Annotated in this window: 22 protein-coding genes; 11 read left to right on the forward strand and 11 right to left on the reverse strand. The window is 60.6% G+C overall.

Annotation, left to right across the window (positions count from 1 at the left end; translation table 11 throughout):
• Positions 1-200: 200 nt before the first annotated feature.
• Positions 201-347, reverse strand: a complete 147-nt coding sequence (locus ABSE61_RS20475) for a hypothetical protein (protein WP_423872953.1) — start codon at positions 345-347, stop codon at positions 201-203.
• A 303-nt stretch (positions 348-650) separates the two neighbouring features.
• On the opposite strand from ABSE61_RS20475, the gene ABSE61_RS20480 reads away from it, so the two are divergent.
• On the forward strand, positions 651-1,628 hold the full coding sequence (locus tag ABSE61_RS20480) for a Bug family tripartite tricarboxylate transporter substrate binding protein (RefSeq protein WP_423872954.1): 978 nt from the start codon (positions 651-653) through the stop codon (positions 1,626-1,628).
• Between the two features lie 71 nt (positions 1,629-1,699).
• Here ABSE61_RS20480 and ABSE61_RS20485 read toward each other — a convergent pair whose 3' ends face one another.
• On the reverse strand, positions 1,700-2,197 hold the full coding sequence (locus tag ABSE61_RS20485) for a GlcG/HbpS family heme-binding protein (RefSeq protein WP_423872955.1): 498 nt from the start codon (positions 2,195-2,197) through the stop codon (positions 1,700-1,702).
• A gap of 158 nt (positions 2,198-2,355) precedes the next feature.
• Positions 2,356-3,303: an amino acid ABC transporter substrate-binding protein gene (locus tag ABSE61_RS20490; protein ID WP_423873015.1), complete on the reverse strand. Its 948-nt coding sequence runs from the start codon at positions 3,301-3,303 to the stop codon at positions 2,356-2,358.
• Positions 3,304-3,544: 241 nt separating this feature from the next.
• On the opposite strand from ABSE61_RS20490, the gene ABSE61_RS20495 reads away from it, so the two are divergent.
• The 3 genes from ABSE61_RS20495 to ABSE61_RS20505 all read left to right on the forward strand — a co-directional run bounded on the left by ABSE61_RS20495 (position 3,545) and on the right by ABSE61_RS20505 (position 6,729).
• On the forward strand, positions 3,545-3,916 hold the full coding sequence (locus ABSE61_RS20495; protein WP_423872956.1) for a hypothetical protein: 372 nt from the start codon (positions 3,545-3,547) through the stop codon (positions 3,914-3,916).
• A gap of 230 nt (positions 3,917-4,146) precedes the next feature.
• Positions 4,147-5,559: a DUF4403 family protein gene (locus ABSE61_RS20500; protein WP_423872957.1), complete on the forward strand. Its 1,413-nt coding sequence runs from the start codon at positions 4,147-4,149 to the stop codon at positions 5,557-5,559.
• Positions 5,560-5,562: 3 nt separating this feature from the next.
• Complete coding sequence (locus tag ABSE61_RS20505; protein ID WP_423872958.1) at positions 5,563-6,729, forward strand: alpha/beta fold hydrolase; 1,167 nt, start codon at positions 5,563-5,565, stop codon at positions 6,727-6,729.
• Positions 6,730-6,854: 125 nt separating this feature from the next.
• Here ABSE61_RS20505 and ABSE61_RS20510 read toward each other — a convergent pair whose 3' ends face one another.
• The 3 genes from ABSE61_RS20510 to ABSE61_RS20520 form a co-directional block, all read right to left on the reverse strand.
• Positions 6,855-7,139, reverse strand: a complete 285-nt coding sequence (locus ABSE61_RS20510; RefSeq protein ID WP_423872959.1) for a hypothetical protein — start codon at positions 7,137-7,139, stop codon at positions 6,855-6,857.
• A 53-nt stretch (positions 7,140-7,192) separates the two neighbouring features.
• Positions 7,193-7,480, reverse strand: a complete 288-nt coding sequence (locus ABSE61_RS20515; RefSeq protein ID WP_423872960.1) for a hypothetical protein — start codon at positions 7,478-7,480, stop codon at positions 7,193-7,195.
• A 117-nt stretch (positions 7,481-7,597) separates the two neighbouring features.
• Entirely contained in the window at positions 7,598-7,891 is a 294-nt protein-coding gene (locus ABSE61_RS20520; protein ID WP_423872961.1) for a GlsB/YeaQ/YmgE family stress response membrane protein, read from the reverse strand.
• A gap of 240 nt (positions 7,892-8,131) precedes the next feature.
• On the opposite strand from ABSE61_RS20520, the gene ABSE61_RS20525 reads away from it, so the two are divergent.
• Positions 8,132-9,382 (forward strand): multidrug effflux MFS transporter, encoded by a 1,251-nt coding sequence (locus tag ABSE61_RS20525; RefSeq protein ID WP_423872962.1) that lies wholly within the window; start codon positions 8,132-8,134, stop codon positions 9,380-9,382.
• A gap of 15 nt (positions 9,383-9,397) precedes the next feature.
• On the opposite strand, the gene ABSE61_RS20530 is transcribed toward ABSE61_RS20525, so the two are convergent.
• From ABSE61_RS20530 to ABSE61_RS20545, 4 genes are all read right to left on the reverse strand, one after another.
• A complete protein-coding gene (locus ABSE61_RS20530; RefSeq protein WP_423872963.1) occupies positions 9,398-9,841 on the reverse strand; it encodes a MaoC family dehydratase in 444 nt (147 codons plus the stop codon).
• A 629-nt stretch (positions 9,842-10,470) separates the two neighbouring features.
• A complete protein-coding gene (locus ABSE61_RS20535) occupies positions 10,471-12,141 on the reverse strand; it encodes a fumarate hydratase (RefSeq protein ID WP_423872964.1) in 1,671 nt (556 codons plus the stop codon).
• Between the two features lie 209 nt (positions 12,142-12,350).
• On the reverse strand, positions 12,351-12,593 hold the full coding sequence (locus tag ABSE61_RS20540) for a hypothetical protein (RefSeq protein ID WP_423872965.1): 243 nt from the start codon (positions 12,591-12,593) through the stop codon (positions 12,351-12,353).
• On the reverse strand, positions 12,590-12,850 hold the full coding sequence (locus ABSE61_RS20545) for a BrnT family toxin (protein WP_423872966.1): 261 nt from the start codon (positions 12,848-12,850) through the stop codon (positions 12,590-12,592). The genes ABSE61_RS20540 and ABSE61_RS20545 overlap by 4 nt, the downstream gene beginning before the upstream one ends.
• A 212-nt stretch (positions 12,851-13,062) precedes the next feature.
• On the opposite strand from ABSE61_RS20545, the gene ABSE61_RS20550 reads away from it, so the two are divergent.
• The 4 genes from ABSE61_RS20550 to ABSE61_RS20565 all read left to right on the forward strand — a co-directional run bounded on the left by ABSE61_RS20550 (position 13,063) and on the right by ABSE61_RS20565 (position 14,990).
• Positions 13,063-13,542, forward strand: coding sequence for a hypothetical protein (locus ABSE61_RS20550; RefSeq protein WP_423872967.1), 480 nt, complete (start codon positions 13,063-13,065; stop codon positions 13,540-13,542).
• Positions 13,543-13,686: 144 nt separating this feature from the next.
• A complete protein-coding gene (locus ABSE61_RS20555; protein WP_423872968.1) occupies positions 13,687-13,881 on the forward strand; it encodes a hypothetical protein in 195 nt (64 codons plus the stop codon).
• A 66-nt stretch (positions 13,882-13,947) separates the two neighbouring features.
• Complete coding sequence (locus tag ABSE61_RS20560; RefSeq protein WP_423872969.1) at positions 13,948-14,622, forward strand: methyltransferase family protein; 675 nt, start codon at positions 13,948-13,950, stop codon at positions 14,620-14,622.
• Between the two features lie 5 nt (positions 14,623-14,627).
• Entirely contained in the window at positions 14,628-14,990 is a 363-nt protein-coding gene (locus ABSE61_RS20565) for a GFA family protein (RefSeq protein WP_423872970.1), read from the forward strand.
• A 44-nt stretch (positions 14,991-15,034) separates the two neighbouring features.
• Here ABSE61_RS20565 and ABSE61_RS20570 read toward each other — a convergent pair whose 3' ends face one another.
• Entirely contained in the window at positions 15,035-15,739 is a 705-nt protein-coding gene (locus ABSE61_RS20570) for a glutathione S-transferase (RefSeq protein ID WP_423872971.1), read from the reverse strand.
• Between the two features lie 208 nt (positions 15,740-15,947).
• Between ABSE61_RS20570 and ABSE61_RS20575 the strand changes: the two genes are divergently transcribed.
• Positions 15,948-18,026, forward strand: a complete 2,079-nt coding sequence (locus ABSE61_RS20575) for a putative bifunctional diguanylate cyclase/phosphodiesterase (RefSeq protein ID WP_423872972.1) — start codon at positions 15,948-15,950, stop codon at positions 18,024-18,026.
• Positions 18,027-18,097: 71 nt separating this feature from the next.
• Complete coding sequence (locus ABSE61_RS20580) at positions 18,098-19,003, forward strand: MBL fold metallo-hydrolase (protein WP_423872973.1); 906 nt, start codon at positions 18,098-18,100, stop codon at positions 19,001-19,003.
• Positions 19,004-19,151 lie beyond the last annotated feature (148 nt).

Below are 19,151 nucleotides of genomic sequence, written 5' to 3' on the forward strand. Positions count from 1 at the left end.
TTGTATACCGATTTGGTAGGCACTTTTGCAAATGTTAGAATCAAAGGACCACTCGCAAACATGGCTTTCCAGTGGAGTTTCTGGCTTTGACATTCGCATCTCGATTGCTGGGCTGCCGGGTAGCGAATGTCAAATCCACTCCACTAGCGCCGAAGGGATATTTCTCACCGTCCACGGATCTGGCAAGCGGCGGGTCTTTATCATTTGAGCGAGCGCCCCGGCAGTACCACCGGCACATGCGCCGACGAACTCACCACGCGCGGGGCACCATCGGAATAGGTCGGCACCCTCTCGCTCTGGCCTTTAATGAGGGCCTCCAGCACCAGAAAGAACTTCTCCGCAAGCATTGAGCGAACTCCTTTGTTCATCAATTCCCTGGATGCTGCGCCGGCTTTGTTTCAGCGCTGTTTCACGCGTCGCGCGAAACGGCTTCATCGGCCCCGCCAGGGCTGGCGCACCGTCACATCGCAGTGATGGGGCTCGAACCGGCGGACCAAACGTTCGCCCTCAACGGCTTCCTATGCTGACCGGCAAAGAAATTCTGTGAAATCATCGCCCTTTCGGTATTTCTTCCATAGTGACTCGTGCCGCAGTTTTCGTTCGACGGAAAGCTGCGCGGCAATACCAACCTGGACGAGAAGGAGAACGCCATGAAGATGACTCGCAGGGCTCTGTTGGGCGGTGTCGCTGCCGGAGCAACGTTCGGTCCGGCCATCGCGGCGTCTTCGACCGAGGCGTGGCCGGCCCGTCCGGTGCGGTTGATTTCGACCTATGCCGCCGGCGGCTCCAGCGACATTTCGCTGCGTATCCTCGCCGAGTATTTCGAAAGCAGGATGGGCCAGAAATTCTTCGTTGAAAACAGACCGGGCGCGGGTTCGACCATCGCCAACCAAACCGTCGCGCGGGCCGAGTCGGACGGCTACACGTTCCTCTATGCGGCCGCGCCTTACGAAACGGCCGAAGCCATGTTCGGCAAGCTCACCTATGACCCGCGCAAGGATTTGCGCCCCATCGCGATGGCGATGATCGTCCCGTTGTTTCTGATCGTCAACGCGAACGCACCCTACAAGACCCTCAAGGAGTTCGTCGCTTATGCGAAATCAAAACCGGATGGCGCGACGTTTGCGACGCCGACGCCCGGTAATCAACCGCATCTCGCCGCAGAACTACTCATGAGAACTGCCGGCTTCAAAGGCGTCGCTGTGCACTTCGGCGGCGATGCACCGTCCTACGTCGAACTTCTGGCCGGGCGTGTCGATGCGACTACCACCGCGCTGCCTGCGGCCCTGCCCCATATCAAAGCTGGTACGCTGCGCGTATTGGGATGTTTCTCCGATGAGCGCAGCTCCGTCTATCCGGAAGCTGCAACGCTGCGCGAACAGGGCGAAGACGTTGTCTCGCTCGGCTGGTACGGCTTCATGGCGCCCGCCGCCACCCCCGGCCCCATCGTCGAGCGGATGCAATCTGAAATCGCGCTAGCCCTCTCCGATTCAACGATCAAGGAGAAGCTGGCCGTGCAGGGTCTCGATGCCCACTACTTGCCAGGTCCGGAGTTCGGGCAATTCATCGACCGCGAGAGCGAGAAGTGGGGCAAGATCATTCGCGACGCCGGGATCAACAAGCAGTAAGCATCGGCAAGCCGATTTTGCGCGATGGCGCGCGAAGCAAACCCTCGCCCTGGCGGGCGAGGGTTATCAGCTCATTTCAGTTGATCGGCGACCTTATCGAGTCCGGCCTTGACGCAGGCTTCGTCCTTTTCGCCGCCGGGGGCGCCGGACGCACCGGCAGCGCCGAGGACGTCATCACCCAACTTGATCGGGAGTGCGCCGCGGTTGGCGATGACGTTAGTCAGGTGGATCAATCCCAGCGTCGGATCGGCCTTCAAACGGTCGACCAGATCGCCTGACGGAATCCGGAAGGTGCGCGCCGTGTAAGCCTTGCGGAAGCTGTTCTCGACGGTATGGGGTCCGGTATTGTCCCCGCGCACCTGCAAGATGATCTCCCCACTTCGGCCGACAACGGTGACCGACACGGCATAGCCGTTGGCCTTGCACGTTTCGATCGCCGTCTCTGCGATGGTGAAGGCGATGGACGAGGTCAGATCTTTATGGCTGAGCAGTTGCGCGCTCGCCGGCGTGGCCGCAGCGCAGGCGGAAACCAGAGCCAAAGCGGCAAAACGAATCCCAAACGATCGCATCGTTGTACTCCCTGAGTTTTTAGCGCCCATTTTAGAGGCTTAGACTTCGTTTATGCACCGGTTCGAGACGATAACTCAATGGCCCGAACTCAATTGGCCGAACTCAATTGGTCTGCCCGGCGCGGGGAAGCAATTTCACGATCTGAAAAGCTAGCCGATCAGTAGGTCGACGGATCAGGCGAGTCCGTCGGCTTCTCGAAGGCGTGCTTCAGCGCCGGGCTCATCGGAATGTTCAGATTGGCGCCCTTCGGCGGGATCGCTTGCGTGAACCATTTGGCGTAAAGCGCCGCCATCTCGGGACTTTGATAGAGCGCAGATGTCGCGGCATCGGCAACGGCCTTGAACGCCTTGTCATCCTTGCGCAGCATGATTCCATATGGTTCAGGCTTGGAGAACGCGTCCTCCGAGATCACGAAAGTCTTTGGATCCTTTGCGTTGGCAATCAGACCCGCGAGCACGATATCGTCCTGGACGAAGGCGACTGCCCTGCCCGTTTCGACCATCAGAAACGCCTCGCCCTGGTCCTGAGCCGGGACGATCGTCATCCCCAAATTCAATCTGTTATTGAATTCGAGCGCCTGCTTGATGTTGGTCGAGCCTGCCGGAGCGACGACCGTCTTGCCCTTGAGGTCAGAGATCGAGCCGATCTTCGATTCGACCTTGGAGACGAAACGGCTCGCTGTCAGAAAATGCGTGTTGGTGTACCAGACCTGCTGTTGCCGCTCGGCGTTGTTGGTGGTGTTGCCGCATTCGAGGTCGATCGTGCCGTTGGCCATGAGCGGAATGCGTGACGGCGACGTCACCAGCTGATACCGCACCTCGAGTTTGTCCAGCTTCAGTTCGCGCTTCACCGCCTCGACAATCCTGGCGCAGATGTCCATGGCGAAACCGACCGGCTGCCGCGTGTCGTCGAGGTAGGAGAACGGCACCGACGCCTCGCGGTGCCCGATGGTGATATAGCCAAGCTCCTTCACCTTCAAAAGCGTACCGGTGAGCTCCTCGGCACTGGCGGCTGCACGGCTTGAGAGAAGTGCTGCGAAAGTCAGCGCCACGAACAGGTTTTTGCGCAACTTAATTCTCCGTCGCCGATTTTGGCCTGTCGCCATGCTTCGCGATATCGGGGAATTTTGCAAGGCGCCGAGGAGCAGATCGGCGATGTCACCGCCGGTCGAAGCTGAAGTGAGGCGCGTCCGGCCGTCACCGCCTGCTTCGCCCATCGCTCTATCAAAGGTTGCCGAAAAGATCCTGCCAACACGCAAACGTGTTCTTGACCTCACGCAACTCTTCGTGGCGACCGGGCTTGGTCTTCCGAAACAACCTTCGTTGTTCAGAGATTGGGAGACTAAAATGCTTCGCAGAACATTGATTGCATTTACTACTGTCGTTGCGCTTGGTTGCGTGCCGTTAACTTCCAGCGCCTTCGCGGCCGGCAAAGCCGGCGGTCACGGCGGCGGCGGACATGCGGCTGCAGGTCGCGCCGGTGGCGGACACGCCATGGGCGGACGTGCCATGGGTGGTCGCGCCCATGTTGGCGGCGGACGCCAATTTGCCGGTGGGCGTCGTGGCGGACGCGGTTACGGCGGCGGCTATGGTTACGGTGGCGGCGACTATGGATGCAACGGCTATTACGATGACTACAATGGCTGCGGCTACAATCCAGGCGCGGCTATCGTTGGCGGCCTGGTCGGCGGCGCCCTGAATGGCTTCGGCGCTTACTGAATAAAGCTACCGTCGCTCAAACTACGCAAGAAGCCGGGATCAAATCCCGGCTTTTTTCATGTCTGCACCAATGGCGATGCTGTCTCGTCAGGTTTGTTCTCAAGCCAAACGAGTCCTGGACCGGGCCAGTTTAGAAATATTTTGAAAACCAAGCGGGATACGCATGGCTGGCTCTGGTAGGCTGGGCACAAAGAAAGGCAGCGCCGACCGTTTGACGGGGGGAAATGAAGATGAATCGATACCATCGCGGAAAGCGAAATCATCTCAGCCATATTGTTCTGTTCTGCGCCGCCTCTGTTGCTGGGCCGGCGATGGGTGGCGAGAAACCACCCCTCGCTCCCGATCAGCCGCCGGCGCTGACGATACCCTCAAGGGTTTCCGCGGTGGTCGAATTCGGATTACCGGCGGTCGCTTCCGCCATCGAGCGCGACATCCCAAAACGGCTTGCCACCATAGACGAACGCATCGGTTGCGTTAACAGGCGGGTTCTGGTGTTTCGGATCAGGGCCAATTGTGACGTCGACGGTTTTGTCGACCGCGGACAGATGTCGCTCTCAGGCCGCGGTGATCGCGTTGTCGGCTCCGTTCCGATCTTTGGTGCCATCGAGGGCCAGGGTGCCAACCGGTTTACCGCCCGCATTCATGGCGACGCCGAGGGACGGGCTATGGTGGAGGTCGAATCCCGACCGAAGCTGACCAGGGACTGGTCGGTCGACCTGAATTTCAGTGACTCCTTCCATTGGACCGAGCCTCCGATCCTGCACGTTCTCGGGCGCGATATTGCGCTGACAAAATACGCCGAACCAGGCATTCGAAAGCAGCTCGGCCGCATACGACAGCACGCCCAAGAGGCGGTGCGGCGGCTCGACCTGCATGACAAGGCGGCAAAGGCATGGGAGCAGGCGTTCCAGCCGCTCCAGATTTCGCTGGCCCCTCCGATCTGGCTGCAGATTACCCCGGCGAGTGCGGCCTTCGCCGGTGTCCATGCCAATGCCAAGAACCTTTCGGGCTCGCTCGAATTGACCGGCACGGCCCAAACGTTGGTCGGCCAGACGCCGTCCGCCGTGACGCCGACGCCGCTGCCGCCGCTCGGCAGTGATATCAGTCAGCCCGGCACGTTCGACATCCTGCTGCCGGTGCGCGTCAGCTATGACACGCTACGCGACAAGATCATGCAGGCGGTTGCCGCCAGTCAAGCGGCACCGATCGTCAAGGAGATGCAGATCTATCCGTCGTCCGGCAAACTCGTGATCGGCGCTCGGCTCGCCAAGCCCGGCGATACCGACGCAGCCGCCGGCGAATGGGTCTATTTATCCGCCGCTTTGAATGTCGATGCCGGTCAGCAATCGATACGGCTTTCCAATCTGGCGGTCGATAGTTCGTTGCCTGAGGGATCGGAGGCGGCGCAATTGCAGAACCAGGTTTTCGATCAGCTAAAGCAAATCCCCGACATCGGATATGGCGTCGCGTATCAAAACCTCCTCAACGCCGCCAATGAGCGGCTGAACCGGCCGTTGAAGAATGGCTTCCGCATGGAAGGGAATCTCAGCAGCGCCAATCTGGACAGCATCCAGCTCCTGGCCGATGGCGTCAGCATTGCGCTCCGCGTCAGCGGCGATCTCAAAATCCTCTATGGATTGTAAGCCATGCCCGCGATGTTCAGGTTCGCTCTTGTCATCGTGTGCCTGCTCGCCGCTACGGCTGCCGCGAACGCACAGACCGCTTTCTATCGCGCGCCGCCATCCGCGGTTGCGGGGGCTCCGGGCACGCTCATCCGGCAAGAGGCGATCGACGGAGCCCCACTCGGCGCCAAGACCTACCGTATGCTCTATCGTTCGACCGGTATCGACAACAAGCCGATCCTGGTCTCCGGCATCGTGATCGTGCCGCCGGGCGATCCGCCGCCGGGCGGCCGGCCGATCGTGGCCTGGGCCCACCCGACGTCGGGGGTGGTGCCGCGCTGTGCGCCGTCGCTGGCGATCTTCCTGTTTCAGCAGATCCAGGGGCTGCGTTCATTCGTTCGCAACGGATACGTGGTCGCCGCGACCGACTATCCCGGATTGGGCACCGAGGGACCGCATCCCTATCTGGTCGGTGTCAGCGAGGCCCGCGCGGTGATCGACTCCGTGCGCGTCGCCGCCTCATTGCCCGGTGCCGGTGACGGCAAAAAGTTCTTGGTCTGGGGCCACTCGCAAGGAGGACATGCCGCTCTGTTCACGGGCATCATCGCGAAAGCCTACGCTCCGGAATTGGAGCTGCTCGGTGTTGCGGCGGCGGCTCCGGCCACGGATCTCGTGACGCTGATGAACGAGGATATCGATACCGTCGGTGGCAAGAACATCACCGCGATGACGCTGTGGTCCTGGCAGCGAGTGTTTAACGCGAATATGGACAAGGTGGTCGATCGAAGAGCCCTGCCCGCCATCAACCAGCTCGCCAAGGAATGCATCGAAGGACCGTTCGACATCAGGACGCGCCAGCGCACCGAGCAGCCGCTGGAGCAATATTTCCTGACGACCAAACATCCTTCCGACGTCGAACCCTGGCATACGCTGCTGGCGCAGAACTCGCCCGGTACCTTGTCTCCCGAAATTCCGGTTTTTCTCGCGCAAGGGACCGACGACGTCATCATTCGACCCAAGGTCACCCAAGATTACGCCGCTGCACTATGCGCCGCCGGCAGCAAAGTGCGCATCCTGTCGATGCCGAACATCGGCCATGGAAGGGCAGCTCAGGCCAGCACTGAAGCGATGCTGGATTGGACGAGTGGACGGTTTGCGGGGACAGCCGCCCCCGACGACTGTTCCCGGTAATGGATGTTGATCGGCTCTGACGGCCTGATCGGCGGCGCCTTGAACGGCTTCGGCGCTTACTGAATAAAGCTACCGTCGCTCGAACTACGCAAGAAGCCGGGATCAAATCCCGGCTTTTTCTTTGGCTAACCCAAACCGATACGCGTCCTCAGTTCCGGCTTCCCGCTGAGAACATCGATCAGCCAATGGACGCATCGCTCAGCAGCGTCCAGGGTATCCGCCGGCGAAAGGTAGGCAACGCCTGAGTAATAGTGCACGGGCGTCCACTGCCCGCCATCTTCGACGTCCCGCCGAAATTCCTCGAACCCGTAGCTGCCATTTTCTCTTGAAAAGAAGTCCACGCATCTGTCGTGCTCGGGATTTTCGATGCTGATAAAAACAATCCACGACTTATCGATGCGCTGTGACATGAAGCTCGCTTTTTCGGCGATGCGTCAGGATGAAAGTCTGAGAACTCCGGGGATCAGTGGCTGTCGCCGCCGCGGCCGCTCCAGTTGCTCCAGTTCACGCCGGTGAGACTTCCGAAGTCGGTCGCGAGCGGCCGCCTGGTTTGCCTGTCATACGCCGCAATACAGTGCTCGGACTCGGCAATCTTCCGTTTCAGCTCGGCGATGGTATCGGACATTTGCCCGCGACGGCCGGCGATTTCGCCTGTGGTGAACCGGGCGGCTTCCAAAGCCTTCAACGCCTCGCGGTTTTTCCTGAGCTGAACCCTGTGCCACGCAACGCTGCTATCGCTGTCTGCAACCATGATCCGGATTCCTGATTCGCCATGATCATATCATTGCATGCAGGCCGAAAGGCAGCCGTGTGGGTTGCCGAACGGGCGGCAATTGCGGCTGGGAACTCCGGGGCGTTTGTCCGTCTGTTATATTCTCCGCCTGCCCCAGCGGCGTCCGTAATAGCCGCCACCGAGCAACCGAAGCAGCAGCAGAAGGACAACAGCGCCGATAAAGGCGTTGATGATCAGCGCGACAATGCCGACTCCGAGATGAATGCCAAGTTGCGGCAACAGCCAATCGCCGATAAAGGCGCCGATCAGGCCGACCAGCAAATCGCCGATCAATCCGAACCCGCCCCCTTCCATCACCCTGCCCGCCAGATATCCGGCAACGATTCCGACGAGGATAATTACGAGAAGGCTTTGATTGGAGAGGTGCATTGCTTTGTCTCCTGAGAGGGTACCCCGGGTAATGCCGATCGATGAGCGTTGTTCCCTTCGCGGGTGGATTCGATTTGACGTTGGCGTTGCGGCTAATCGCGCTTGACGGACATCACCGATTGCAACCGGACATGACGTTTCGCTGCCCGCGGCGAGAGCGGCACAGCAGCCATTCCGGAAAATGGGTTGTGCAGCGCACCATCACTCATATGTGTTTGCTGGACTAATGAGGTGCACTGCGTGGCTAATATGAATGCTGATGCTTTGGTGTCGTCACGGCATCAGCCGATGGGCTTTCCGGAATTCGTCATCGTGATCGCTTCGATCATGGCACTGAATCCGCTGGCGATGGACATGATGCTGCCGGCGCTACCGGACATCGCATCGGCATTCCACATCACCACCCTGAACAAACCGCAGGAAGTCCTGTCGGCATTCCTGATCGGTTTCGGCATCGGCCAATTCATCATGGGCCCGCTTTCGGACCGTTTCGGCCGGCGTCCGGTCCTGATCGACGGCATGGCGCTATATTGCATCGCCAGCCTTCTTGCGATCACGGCGTCGTCGTTCGAGACATTGTTGCTGGCGCGGGTGCTGCAAGGGCTCGGCACTTCCGCGACCCGCGTGATCGCAACCTCGGTCGTCCGCGACTGCTACGTCGGCCGCCGCATGGCAAGCGTCATGTCACTGGCGATGATGATTTTCATCGCGGTGCCGGTGATCGCGCCGTCGTTGGGTCAGGCCGTGATGCTGTGGACGCATTGGCGCGGCATCTTCATCGTCTTGATGGTGTACGGCGTGCTGGCGCTGATCTGGAGCGCGGTGCGGATGCCGGAAACCTTGCCGGAATCCGAGCGCAAGTCGCTGGCTTTTTTCGACGTGCTCGGCGCCTTTCGCCAGACCGTAACCAACCGGCAAACCCTCGGTTATGCGCTGGCGGCCGGCGGCGTGCAGGGCTCGCTGTTCGCGTTCGTATTCGCATCCCAACAGGTGTTCACCGAGATTTACGGGCTTGGGCACTATTTTCCGCTGGCGTTTGCAGCCGTCGCGATCGGCATTGCCATCGCGGGTTTTCTCAACGCCCGTTTCGTCGGCCGCATCGGCATGCGCGTGATCTCGCATGGCGCGCTGGTCGGCTTTGTCGCGGTGGCCGGCATCATGCTGCTGGCGGCGGAACTGCACATGCTGCCGCTGCCATTGTTCATGGCACTGTCGGCCCTGATGATGTTCGCGTTCGGATTGACGTTCGCCAATTTCACGTCACTCGCGATGGAGCCACAGGGGCATATCGCCGGGACCGCGTCGTCGCTCTATGGATCGATCACGACGCTGCTCGGCATCGGCATCGGCACCACGATCGGTCAAGCCTATGACGGCACGCTTTTGCCGTTTGCTACCGGATTTTTCCTGTGCACGCTGGCGTCGCTCGCGGTCGTGCTGGTCGTGGAAAAGGGCCGGCTGTTCCAGCCGCATGCGAGGCCCGTGACGTAAGCGATGAGAGCCGCCTCACGCCGGGCGGCGTGGCACGATCGCAATCGGATTGAACGTATAGACCGCCTCGCCGTTCTGGTTGAACGCGGTCCATTTGACCCGCGCAATGCCCTGAGGTTTGGTTTTCGACGGGATCAGTTCGGTCACCTCGCCTTCGAGATGAAGCGTATCGCCCGGCCGCACCGGCACCATCCAGCGCAGCTCGTCGACGCCGGCGCCGAACAGCGGATGCGGACCAAATGGTTTGGCAGTGAGCGCCAACCGCATCGAAATCGCCGCCGTATGCCAGCCGGAAGCGGCAAGCCCTTGCAGAATTGTGTCCTTGGCCGCCTCGTCGTCGATGTGAAACGGCTGCGGATCGAACTCGTTGGCAAAGCGCAAGATCTCTTCCCGCGAGACGGTCTTGCTTTCGCTTTTGAAGCGCATGCCGACCTTCAGGTCGTCGAACCATTCAACCATGATCAATTTTCTCCAACGGAGCGCATAGCATCTGCACTGGAGCGAAAACAAAAGACTTATTGTCGCGGCGGGAATATCCCTTCCGGAGAAGAGTCTATCATGCAAGGGACCGCGTTTGCCCAAAGCCATTCGGGAGGGCCGCATGACAAGATCGGCGATCCGATTTTTGACATTGATCGTTTGTGCAACAACGCTGGCGGCCGCGCCAGCCGAGTCCGGCACAAGCCACGGCAGACACATCAAAAAGCACGGTTTCTGGATTGTCCGTCCGGCGTGGCTAGGTGTCAGCCCGCCCGCTCAGTCAGGGGAAGTTTGCCCGGGCATAGCCCGAAGTTTTGAGTGCAAGATATGGCCTCCTCCGATCGATCAGGACCCCGATCGGAAAACTTCAGGCTCCGACGGTGCCTGAACGCTCTAGTCCCGGACGCGTTGCAGCGTAAAACGGTGCAACCCAGAGCCAGGACCCACGCCCCGATCGGATGGACCCCGGATCCGCAGCGCAGCACCGTAGCGCGTCGCAGACGCGCGTAAACGCGCTGATGGTACTGCGCCGCATCCGGGGAACGCGCGCCATTTATACGATAGCGCCGTTCGCTAACGGCCTCGCTTTCGCTCGGCCTGCTCGGGCGCTAACCCAGATTCAATTCCTTGAAGAAGTCGTTACCCTTGTCATCGATAATGATGAAGGCCGGGAAATCCACGACCTCGATGCGCCAGATCGCTTCCATGCCGAGTTCGGGATATTCGACGACCTCGACCTTCTTGATGCAGTGCTCGGCGAGATTGGCCGCTGCGCCACCGATCGAGCCGAGATAGAAGCCGCCGTGCTTCTTGCAGGCCTCGCGCACCGCAACCGCGCGATTACCCTTGGCGACCATCACCATCGAGCCGCCCGCGGCCTGGAACTGATCGACAAAGGAATCCATGCGTCCCGCGGTGGTTGGGCCGAACGCGCCGGACGCATAGCCTTCCGGCGTCTTGGCGGGACCGGCGTAATAGATCGGATGATTCTTGAAATAATCCGGCAGCGGCTCACCCTTCTCCAGCCGCTCGCGCAATTTCGCATGCGCCGAATCCCGCGCCACGATCATGGTGCCGGTGAGCGACAGCCGCGTCTTGATCGGATGCTTCGACAACGTGGCGAGAATGTCCTTCATCGGCTGGTTGAGATCGATCTTGATCACCTCGCCGCCGAGCGCCTGCTCGACTTGCGGCAGATATTGCGCCGGATTGTGCTCGAGCTCCTCGAGATAGACGCCGTCCTTCGTGATCTTGCCGAGCACCTGGCGGTCGGCCGAACACGACACGCCAAGCCCGATCGGGAGCGAGGCGCCATGGCGCGGCAACCGAATGACGCGGACGTCGTGGCAGAAATACTTGCCGCCGAACTGCGCGCCGACGCCAAGGCTTTGCGTCATCTTCAATATCTCTTGCTCCATCTCGAGATCGCGGAAGGCATTGCCGTCGGGCGAGCCATGGGTAGGCAAGGCATCGAGATAGCGTGCGGAAGCAAGCTTCACCGTCTTCATGCAAAGCTCGGCCGAAGTGCCGCCGATCACAATCGCCAAGTGATAGGGCGGGCACGCCGCGGTGCCGAGCGTCAGCACCTTTTCCTTCAGGAACGCCAGCAGGCGGTCCTTCGTGAGCACCGAGGGCGTGGCCTGAAACAGGAAGCTCTTGTTGGCGCTGCCGCCGCCCTTGGCCATGAACATGAACTTGTAGGCCGAGTCTACTTCTGAAGAGCCGCCCTCGGCATAGATCTCGCACTGCGCCGGCATGTTGTTGGCGGTGTTCTTTTCCTCATACATCGACAGCGGCGCCACCTGCGAGTAGCGCAGATTGCGCCGTAAGTACGCATCGCGCGCGCCTTCCGAGAGCGCGGCCTCGTCCTCGCCGTCGGTGATGACGTTACAGCCCTTTTTGCCCATAATGATCGCGGTGCCGGTGTCCTGGCACATCGGCAGCACGCCGCCGGCGGCGATGTTGGCGTTCTTCAGGAAATCCAGCGCCACGAACTTGTCGTTGGAGCTTGCCTCCTTGTCGTCGAGGATCGAGCGCAGCTGCTTCAGATGCCCCGGCCGCAGATAATGATTGATCTCGCCGAAGGCAGCTTCCGACAACGCCCGCAGCGCCTCGCGTGACACCACCAGCATGTCCTTGCCGAGCACCTTCTCGACGCGCACGCCCTCGGTCGTGATCTTCTTGTACGGCGTGTTGTCGCTGCCTAACGGAAACAGCGGGGTGTGCTTATAGGGCGGAACGGGCTTTTGCTGATCGGGAAAGGCTGACGCGGCGTTCATGGGTGGCTCGCATGGCTTTTTTAGGCCGGACGCCGCTCGAAAAGGCGCGCCGGCAATCCCACCGTTCTAAGCTCTTTTGCGCCAAAAGGAAGATTGAAGGTGAGTGGCGGGTAGCTGTCATGCCCGCGGCAAAAGCGCGAAGCGCGTCTTCGCGCTAGATGTCGCGGGCATCCACGTCTTCTAGGCGGCTTCGCTGCCATACGCGAGCCTCACCCCTTCCCTTCCTGCTTCTCTGCATAGGCGTCCACCAGCGCGCGGATCATGCGCTGGTACGGGATACGGCGCTGGCGGGCAGCGCGCTTGAAAAACGCCACCGAACGCTGCGATAGGCTCAGCGTCACCTTCACGTTATTCTCGCGCAGCACTAATTTGTCCGGCGACGGCAGAAAATCCTCGACGATCCTGACCCGGCCGATCTCGCCTTTGCTGTACTCAACTGTTGGCTTTTTCATAGATCGCTTTTCCTTTCCGCCAGTAACCCGCTCCGAAAATCCTGATCCTTTGGTTTCGCCACGTGAAGCGCACCGTCATGACGGCGCCCTCGACCCGGCCAAAAACAGAAGTAGCGACGCTCGCCACCGCTGTGGCCGAGGTCCTCCGCGATCACGCGCAGCGGATCAAGAAACGCATGCTGGGCGATCTCGAACCCGACGCCATGTTTTGTTCGATTGGCCCTGTCCTTGACAAGATCCCACTCGAAATCTGACATCGGCCTGAACCATCGGTTTATATGTATTTATTACCATACTTTTATATGGTCGAAAAGCCCGATAACGGACCCCGGCGCAACGGAATTCGAGGCCCTGGCTGGCTGCAGGTACAGGGCTTTGCCTTATCCTGACTTCCAAAGAAAACAAAACCCGACGCTTGCACTCACCGCCCGCTTGAGGCTTTGATGCCGGGAATTGAGGGGCTGCCATCATGAGATTCCGACGACCGTTTCGCCGACCGTTCCTGCTTGCCGTGCTACTTGCGGTATCATGCGCACTTGCCGCCCCGCCGGCGCGGGCCGACCGCTGCACGGATATCGCGAACCAGCTCAAGGAACAGGTCGACAATCTGAAGGTCGGCATCACCGCGGCCAACATCATCTATCTGTCGCATCCGCTGGCCAAGGAAATGTCGCTCGGCTGCGCCAACCGCAAATACGCCAACGAGCTCTACGTCAAGGGCGACGGCCGCAAGCCGAAAGCTGAATTTCTGGCCTTTGTCGCCGGCGCCGCTGCGATCGTCTTTACCCTGCCGAAGGACGAGTTGCTCAAGGGCGTTTCAGGCTGCATGTCGCGGATGGGTATTTTCCGCGGCGACGACGTCTCGATCCGCTACCGCCGCCTCGACATGAACTGCACGCGGACCAAGACCGACGCCGCGATCGCGATTTCGCGCGGACTGGACCAGTAGGCAAAGGGTCAGACCGCTAGCGGCTCGTTCACCATGCGAACGTGCGTGCGCCCGATCGCTCAAATTTTAACGATTGGATTCACAAGGCCTTCGGTCCTGCCCGCTCAAGGTGCGCTCTGCTCCGTGTAGCAGGATTTGAAATTCATGAGCGTTTCAAGCATCAATTCGCCGTCCGCGCCGCTGCCCTACAACTATCTCGACAACAACACGCAGCCTGCTGCGATTGTTTCGCCAGTTGTGACTGATAACACCGATTCAAACGACGCCAGCCAGACCCAGCCGCCGGCCCCTGCGCCGCTGCCGCCCGGACAGGGAACACGGGTCAACCAGCTCGTCTGAGCTCCCGCCGCTAGTTGTCGAACGGCACCGCGATCACCAAGTGTCCCCTGAAAGGGAGGACGCCGGATGGTCGCGAAATGGCTGTTGCAGAGTCTCGCCTGGACCGCCGCTTTCGCCGCGCTGCTGTTCGTGCCCGCCGGCACGCTTGATTGGCCGGCAGCATGGGTTTTTGTCGGCGTGATGCTGTTGATCGGGTTCGGCTGCGGGTCGTGGCTTGCCAAACACAATCCGGAACTCCTGGCCGAGCGCATGCGCTCGCCGATCCAGCGTGATCAGCCGGCCGCCGACAAAAAGATCATCGCAGTTCTCGGTTTGACCTTCCTGAGCTGGTTCATCGTGATGGGGCTCGACGAGCGCTTTCATCCCTCCCGCATGCCTGTCGCCCTGCAGGCGATCGGGCTTGCGTTCCTGCTTATCTCGACTGTCCTGATCATGCGGGTATTTCGCGAAAATTCATTCGCGGCTGCGGTGGTGAAGGTTCAGTCGGAACGCGGCCATCACGTCATCTCAACCGGACCCTACGCTTTGGTTCGGCACCCGATGTATACGAGCGCGCTCGTCTTCTTCGTCGGGAGCGCGCTGCTGCTGGGATCGTGGTGGGGCGTCGCGATGACGCCAGTCTTCGCCATTCTCTTTGGCATCCGTACCCGGATCGAGGAGAATACCTTGACGACCGGACTGCCCGGATATGCTGACTATGCGGCGCGGGTGCGATATCGTCTCGTGCCCGGAGTGTGGTGAGACCGATGCCCGACACCAAAACCCTGACCGGCGGTTGCCATTGCGGCCTGGTGCGTTTCGAATGCACCACGGATCTTGCGATGGTGACGGCGTGCAACTGCTCGATCTGCACCAAGCGCGGCCTGCACTTCGCTTTTCTCGCGCCCGCGAGCTTTCAGCTGCGCGCCGGCGAAGACAACTTGAAAGAATACCTCTTCAACAAACACGCCATCCGCCATCAGTCGTGCAGCGATTGCGGCGTCGAGGTGTTTGCTCGCGGCAACAAGCCGGACGGAACGGCCGTGATTGCGCTCAATGTCAGCTGCATCGACGGCATCGAACTTTCCAGCCTGAAGATGACACCGATGGACGGCCGGAACCGGTTGTGATTGATCGGGGCGTGAGAAGCACGAGCCCGGAATGACGAAGCGGGTCAAGCATCCAGCTCCTTGTAATAGCGGAAGATGCCGTCCGTGTTGAAGGCAATCCGGCGTTCGCTGGCAACATAGGCCCTGATATTGGGACGGGCGGCGATGCGATTCCGCAGTTCGATTAGTTCTGGAATTTTTCGCTCGAAGGCCTTCATCCGGTTCGGGAAAGCATAACGCAGCCCCTCGACCAGTTGGAACAGCGACAGGTCGACATAGGTGAGCTTGCGCCCGGTGACATAATGCCCGGAACTCCCCTCCAGCAAACGCTCGAAATAGCCCAGATATTTCGGCACGCGTTCGTCCCAGAATTCCTTCGTGCGCTTTTTCGCTTCGCTCTTTTGATCCTCATAATAAAGCGAAGGGCCAAGCGGATGATGGGTATCGTGCACTTCCACAACGAAATCCGCGATCGTCAGTTGAAGCTGATGCACCCAGAGCTTGCCGGCTTCGGTTTTCGGCGCAAGGGAATGGCGCGCGCCGAGATAAAGCAGGATATTGGCGGTCTGCCCGATCACGACCTTGCCGGCCTTGAGAAAAGGCGGCGCGAAAGGCGGCGTGCCACCCCCCTTCTCCATTATCCGCATAAGGGCTGCCGTGCCACGCTCCCGCGCCACATCGACGTAGCCGGCACCGGCCTCTTCCAGCGCGAGACGGACATATTCGCCGCGCCCCTGGATCGACGGCCAGTAGTAGAGTTCGTACCGCATCGAAATGCCTTTTCAGTTCAACCGTACTCTAACCTTAACGTGCGGTTAAAGTGACCCGCACCTGAAGGAATTGTCCTAAACAACGCCCGCCTTCCGCCGGTGTTTCTTACAAAATTTCAACGCTATTTCGCGAAGTCCGCCGGGTTGGACCACCAGACCGTTCCCAATTAACTCGGCCGCACTAGGGTAGTGGCAGGAAACAATTCGCATGCTCTACTCCACCGTCGAAAACTTTGCCTATCAGCAGACCCTCGTCGCATTTGCAGGCGCAGTATGCCTGTTTGGCACCTGGGTCGGCATGCGCCATTTCGCGCGCGCCCGCGCTACCGAAGGCGCGACCCGCCGCGGCTGGCTGTTCATGGCGTCCGTCGGCACCGGCGTTGCGCTGTGGGCTTCCACCTTCATCTCGATCCTGGCGCTTGATCCTTTGCTCGTGAGCGGATTCGAACCGGTTGCCACCGGCGCGGTTCTCCTCATCGCGGTCGCCGCCTGTTTTGTCGGTTTCGAGATCGGCAGCCGGCACTTTACGCTGGCGCCGGAGGCCGGCGGCCTTGCTATGGGCGTCGGCATCCTTGCCATGCATCTGGTCGGCTTCAAGGCCTGGCATATCAAGGGCGATTTCCACTGGAACGCCTATGGCCTCGCCATGACCTTTGTGCTCGGACTGAGCCTGAGCGCGCTCGCCGTCAACCGCGCCAACCGTCCGGTGACGCGCTGGTGCCGGCATGGCGCCGCCATCGTGTTCGCCTTCATGATCTGCGCGATGCACTATTCGCTGACCGCTGCGGTAACGGCCGCGCCGGACGCCTCGGTGATCCTGCCGGCCTATCTCGTGCCCGCCGATACACTCGGCATCGCCGTGGTCGCGGCCGTTCTCCTCGTCATCGGCAACGGCTTTTCGACCTATATCATCGACCTGCGCGTGCGAACGGAATCGGCCGACCGTATTCATCAATTGTCGTTCAACGACACCATGACCGGGCTGCCCAACCGCATCGCCTTCAACGAACGGCTCGCCTTTGATAGCGCTGAGGCCCACGAAAAAGCGCACAGGCTCGCGGCCTTCTCGATCGACCTCGACGGCTTCAAGGACATCAACGATCTCTACGGCCACGGCGCCGGCGATCTGCTCCTGATCGACGTTGCGACGCGCATGCGCAAGCAGCTTGGAGCGAGTGAATTTCTGGCGCGCCAAAGCGGCGACGAATTCCTGGCGCTGACGACCTCGAGCAATCACCCGAACGATGCCTATGCGTTTGCGGAGCGGATCTCGCAGGCCTTTGCCGAGCCGTTTACGGTCCAGGGTTATGCCGTTCGCCTCACCGCCTCGATCGGCTTTTCGGTATTCCCGACCGATACGCCGGAGCGCGACCAGCTCCTGAGCAATGCCAAGCTCGCGATGCACCGGGGCAAGAGCGGGCAATCCGGCTCGATCTGCATGTACAGCCTCGAAATGGACGACAGCGCCCGCAAGCGCCGGGCGCTCGCCCGCGATCTCGAACATGCGGCCGAACGTGACGAGCTGTTCTTGAACTATCAGCTCCAGATGTCGCTCAATGACGGCAAGATCTGCGGCGCCGAAGCCTTGATGCGATGGAAACATCCAAAGCTCGGCATGGTTTCGCCGGCGGAATTCATTCCGCTGGCCGAAGAAACCGAAGCGATCTTCGAAATGGGCGAATGGGCCTTGCGCGCCGCCTGCCGCGATGCCGCGGAGGGAAAGATTCCCGGAAACGTCGCGGTCAACCTCTCGCCGGTCCAGTTCGGCCGCGATGATCTGGCCGAGATGATCCACGGCATTCTCCTGGAAACCGGTCTGCCGCCAGCGCGTCTTGAGGTCGAAGTCACGGAATCGACCATCATGTCGGACCAGAGCCGCGGCCTGCATATCCTGCGCAAGCTGAAAGCCATGGGCATTACGGTTGCTATGGACGATTTCGGCACCGGCTATTCGTCGCTGGCGACGCTGCACGCCTTCCCGTTCGACAAGATCAAGCTCGACCAGTCGTTCGTCAAACGGCTGCCGCACGATGAAGCCGCCGCCGCCATCGTCCGCACCGTGCTGGCGCTCGGCGAAAGCCTGCACATGCCGGTTCTGGCCGAAGGCATCGAGACCGAGGCGCAATGGAATTTCCTGGCGCATGCAGGCTGCGCCAAAGGCCAGGGCTATCTGTTCGCAAGGCCCGCGGCGGTGTCGCAATTGTCCACGGCGATCAGCGCTGCCGCCCGCTTTGCCCGCGACTCGGTACCAGCCGTCGGCGTCGCGCGCGCGACTGTGGCGGCCTAACTCCCACTAGCAAGACGACTGTACGATATGCTTTGGTGGTTTTGCCGACCCACCAGGAAGCTTTCAGAATCATGAGCAAGTGGTTGAGCCCGTGCCTGTTCGGCCTTTGCGCGGCGCTGGCTTTTTCGCCGCCGACATCGGCTGCGCAAACCGAGCCGCCTTGGCATGCCGACCTTGCCGAAATCCGCCAGGTCGCCGGAATGATCCCGGGCCCGCGGCCGCTGCGCGTCAACGTCATCAAATTTGCCGAAAGCCGGCGCACGAAGAATTTTGCGGTCAAGGGCCTGCCGGCCGGGCCCAGCGTGCAGGCACGCACCGCCTATCAGATCGTCTATGCCGACGGCACCATCATGGTCGATACCGGCATGGATCTCGCCACCCATCGTTTTTTCGGCCGCGGCGTCGAGGAGCCATATTTTCCGGAAGCCGAAGCGCGCGTGGCGCGCGCTTTACAAAAAGCCAAAGCAATCGTCGTCACCCATGAGCACGGCGACCACATTGCCGGCCTGATCAAGAGCCCGTCCTTCAACGAACTCGCGCCAAAGACCGTGCTGACGCGCGCGCAACTGCAAACGCTGATCAACGAACCGCAGATGCCGGAATTGCGGCCGACGCCCGAGATGGCTTCGCGTTTTCGCGTGATCGATTACGCCAACGCGATGGCGGTTGCGCCGGGCATCGCCTTGATCAAGGCGCCCGGTCATACGCCAGGCTCGCAGATGGTGTATGTCGCCTTGCAATCGGGCAAGGAATTGCTGCTGGCAGGCGATGTCGCCTGGCACATGGACGGGGTGCGCTTAAATACGGGCAAGGACGCGCCGTGGATCAAAGAACCTGCGGAACTGATGGCCGCCGAGCTCGACTGGCTCAACGGCCTCAGCCGCACCGAGACCAACCTTTCGATCGTGATCAGCCACGACGACGACCAACGCCGCGCCTATATCGAACAAGGCGTGCTCGGCGACGGGTTCGAGTGAAACCGCACCCGGCGCCGGATTGAAAACCGCACCGGCGTCGAAGGTTTATGAAATCTCAATATCGGGAATGAGTGGGCCTCGCGGGGCCAGAACGAGACGGTTGGCTCACCATTAACGCTTCGGTAACCGACGTTGATAACGCGACTTC

It is taken from the genome of Bradyrhizobium sp., assembly GCF_049519115.1.
Lineage (GTDB): Bacteria > Pseudomonadota > Alphaproteobacteria > Rhizobiales > Xanthobacteraceae > Bradyrhizobium.

What these genes read in the sequence shown, in the direction of transcription:
- ABSE61_RS20475 (WP_423872953.1), bottom strand. Translation starts at nt 347, where the DNA reads ATGCTTGCGGAGAAGTTCTTTCTGGTGCTGGAGGCCCTCATTAAAGGC.
- ABSE61_RS20480 (WP_423872954.1), top strand. Translation starts at nt 651, where the DNA reads ATGAAGATGACTCGCAGGGCTCTGTTGGGCGGTGTCGCTGCCGGAGCA.
- ABSE61_RS20485 (WP_423872955.1), bottom strand. Translation starts at nt 2,197, where the DNA reads ATGCGATCGTTTGGGATTCGTTTTGCCGCTTTGGCTCTGGTTTCCGCC.
- ABSE61_RS20490 (WP_423873015.1), bottom strand. Translation starts at nt 3,303, where the DNA reads ATGGCGACAGGCCAAAATCGGCGACGGAGAATTAAGTTGCGCAAAAAC.
- ABSE61_RS20495 (WP_423872956.1), top strand. Translation starts at nt 3,545, where the DNA reads ATGCTTCGCAGAACATTGATTGCATTTACTACTGTCGTTGCGCTTGGT.
- ABSE61_RS20500 (WP_423872957.1), top strand. Translation starts at nt 4,147, where the DNA reads ATGAATCGATACCATCGCGGAAAGCGAAATCATCTCAGCCATATTGTT.
- ABSE61_RS20505 (WP_423872958.1), top strand. Translation starts at nt 5,563, where the DNA reads ATGCCCGCGATGTTCAGGTTCGCTCTTGTCATCGTGTGCCTGCTCGCC.
- ABSE61_RS20510 (WP_423872959.1), bottom strand. Translation starts at nt 7,139, where the DNA reads ATGTCACAGCGCATCGATAAGTCGTGGATTGTTTTTATCAGCATCGAA.
- ABSE61_RS20515 (WP_423872960.1), bottom strand. Translation starts at nt 7,480, where the DNA reads ATGGTTGCAGACAGCGATAGCAGCGTTGCGTGGCACAGGGTTCAGCTC.
- ABSE61_RS20520 (WP_423872961.1), bottom strand. Translation starts at nt 7,891, where the DNA reads ATGCACCTCTCCAATCAAAGCCTTCTCGTAATTATCCTCGTCGGAATC.
- ABSE61_RS20530 (WP_423872963.1), bottom strand. Translation starts at nt 9,841, where the DNA reads ATGGTTGAATGGTTCGACGACCTGAAGGTCGGCATGCGCTTCAAAAGC.
- ABSE61_RS20535 (WP_423872964.1), bottom strand. Translation starts at nt 12,141, where the DNA reads ATGAACGCCGCGTCAGCCTTTCCCGATCAGCAAAAGCCCGTTCCGCCC.
- ABSE61_RS20540 (WP_423872965.1), bottom strand. Translation starts at nt 12,593, where the DNA reads ATGAAAAAGCCAACAGTTGAGTACAGCAAAGGCGAGATCGGCCGGGTC.
- ABSE61_RS20545 (WP_423872966.1), bottom strand. Translation starts at nt 12,850, where the DNA reads ATGTCAGATTTCGAGTGGGATCTTGTCAAGGACAGGGCCAATCGAACA.
- ABSE61_RS20550 (WP_423872967.1), top strand. Translation starts at nt 13,063, where the DNA reads ATGAGATTCCGACGACCGTTTCGCCGACCGTTCCTGCTTGCCGTGCTA.
- ABSE61_RS20555 (WP_423872968.1), top strand. Translation starts at nt 13,687, where the DNA reads ATGAGCGTTTCAAGCATCAATTCGCCGTCCGCGCCGCTGCCCTACAAC.
- ABSE61_RS20560 (WP_423872969.1), top strand. Translation starts at nt 13,948, where the DNA reads ATGGTCGCGAAATGGCTGTTGCAGAGTCTCGCCTGGACCGCCGCTTTC.
- ABSE61_RS20565 (WP_423872970.1), top strand. Translation starts at nt 14,628, where the DNA reads ATGCCCGACACCAAAACCCTGACCGGCGGTTGCCATTGCGGCCTGGTG.
- ABSE61_RS20570 (WP_423872971.1), bottom strand. Translation starts at nt 15,739, where the DNA reads ATGCGGTACGAACTCTACTACTGGCCGTCGATCCAGGGGCGCGGCGAA.
- ABSE61_RS20575 (WP_423872972.1), top strand. Translation starts at nt 15,948, where the DNA reads ATGCTCTACTCCACCGTCGAAAACTTTGCCTATCAGCAGACCCTCGTC.
- ABSE61_RS20580 (WP_423872973.1), top strand. Translation starts at nt 18,098, where the DNA reads ATGAGCAAGTGGTTGAGCCCGTGCCTGTTCGGCCTTTGCGCGGCGCTG.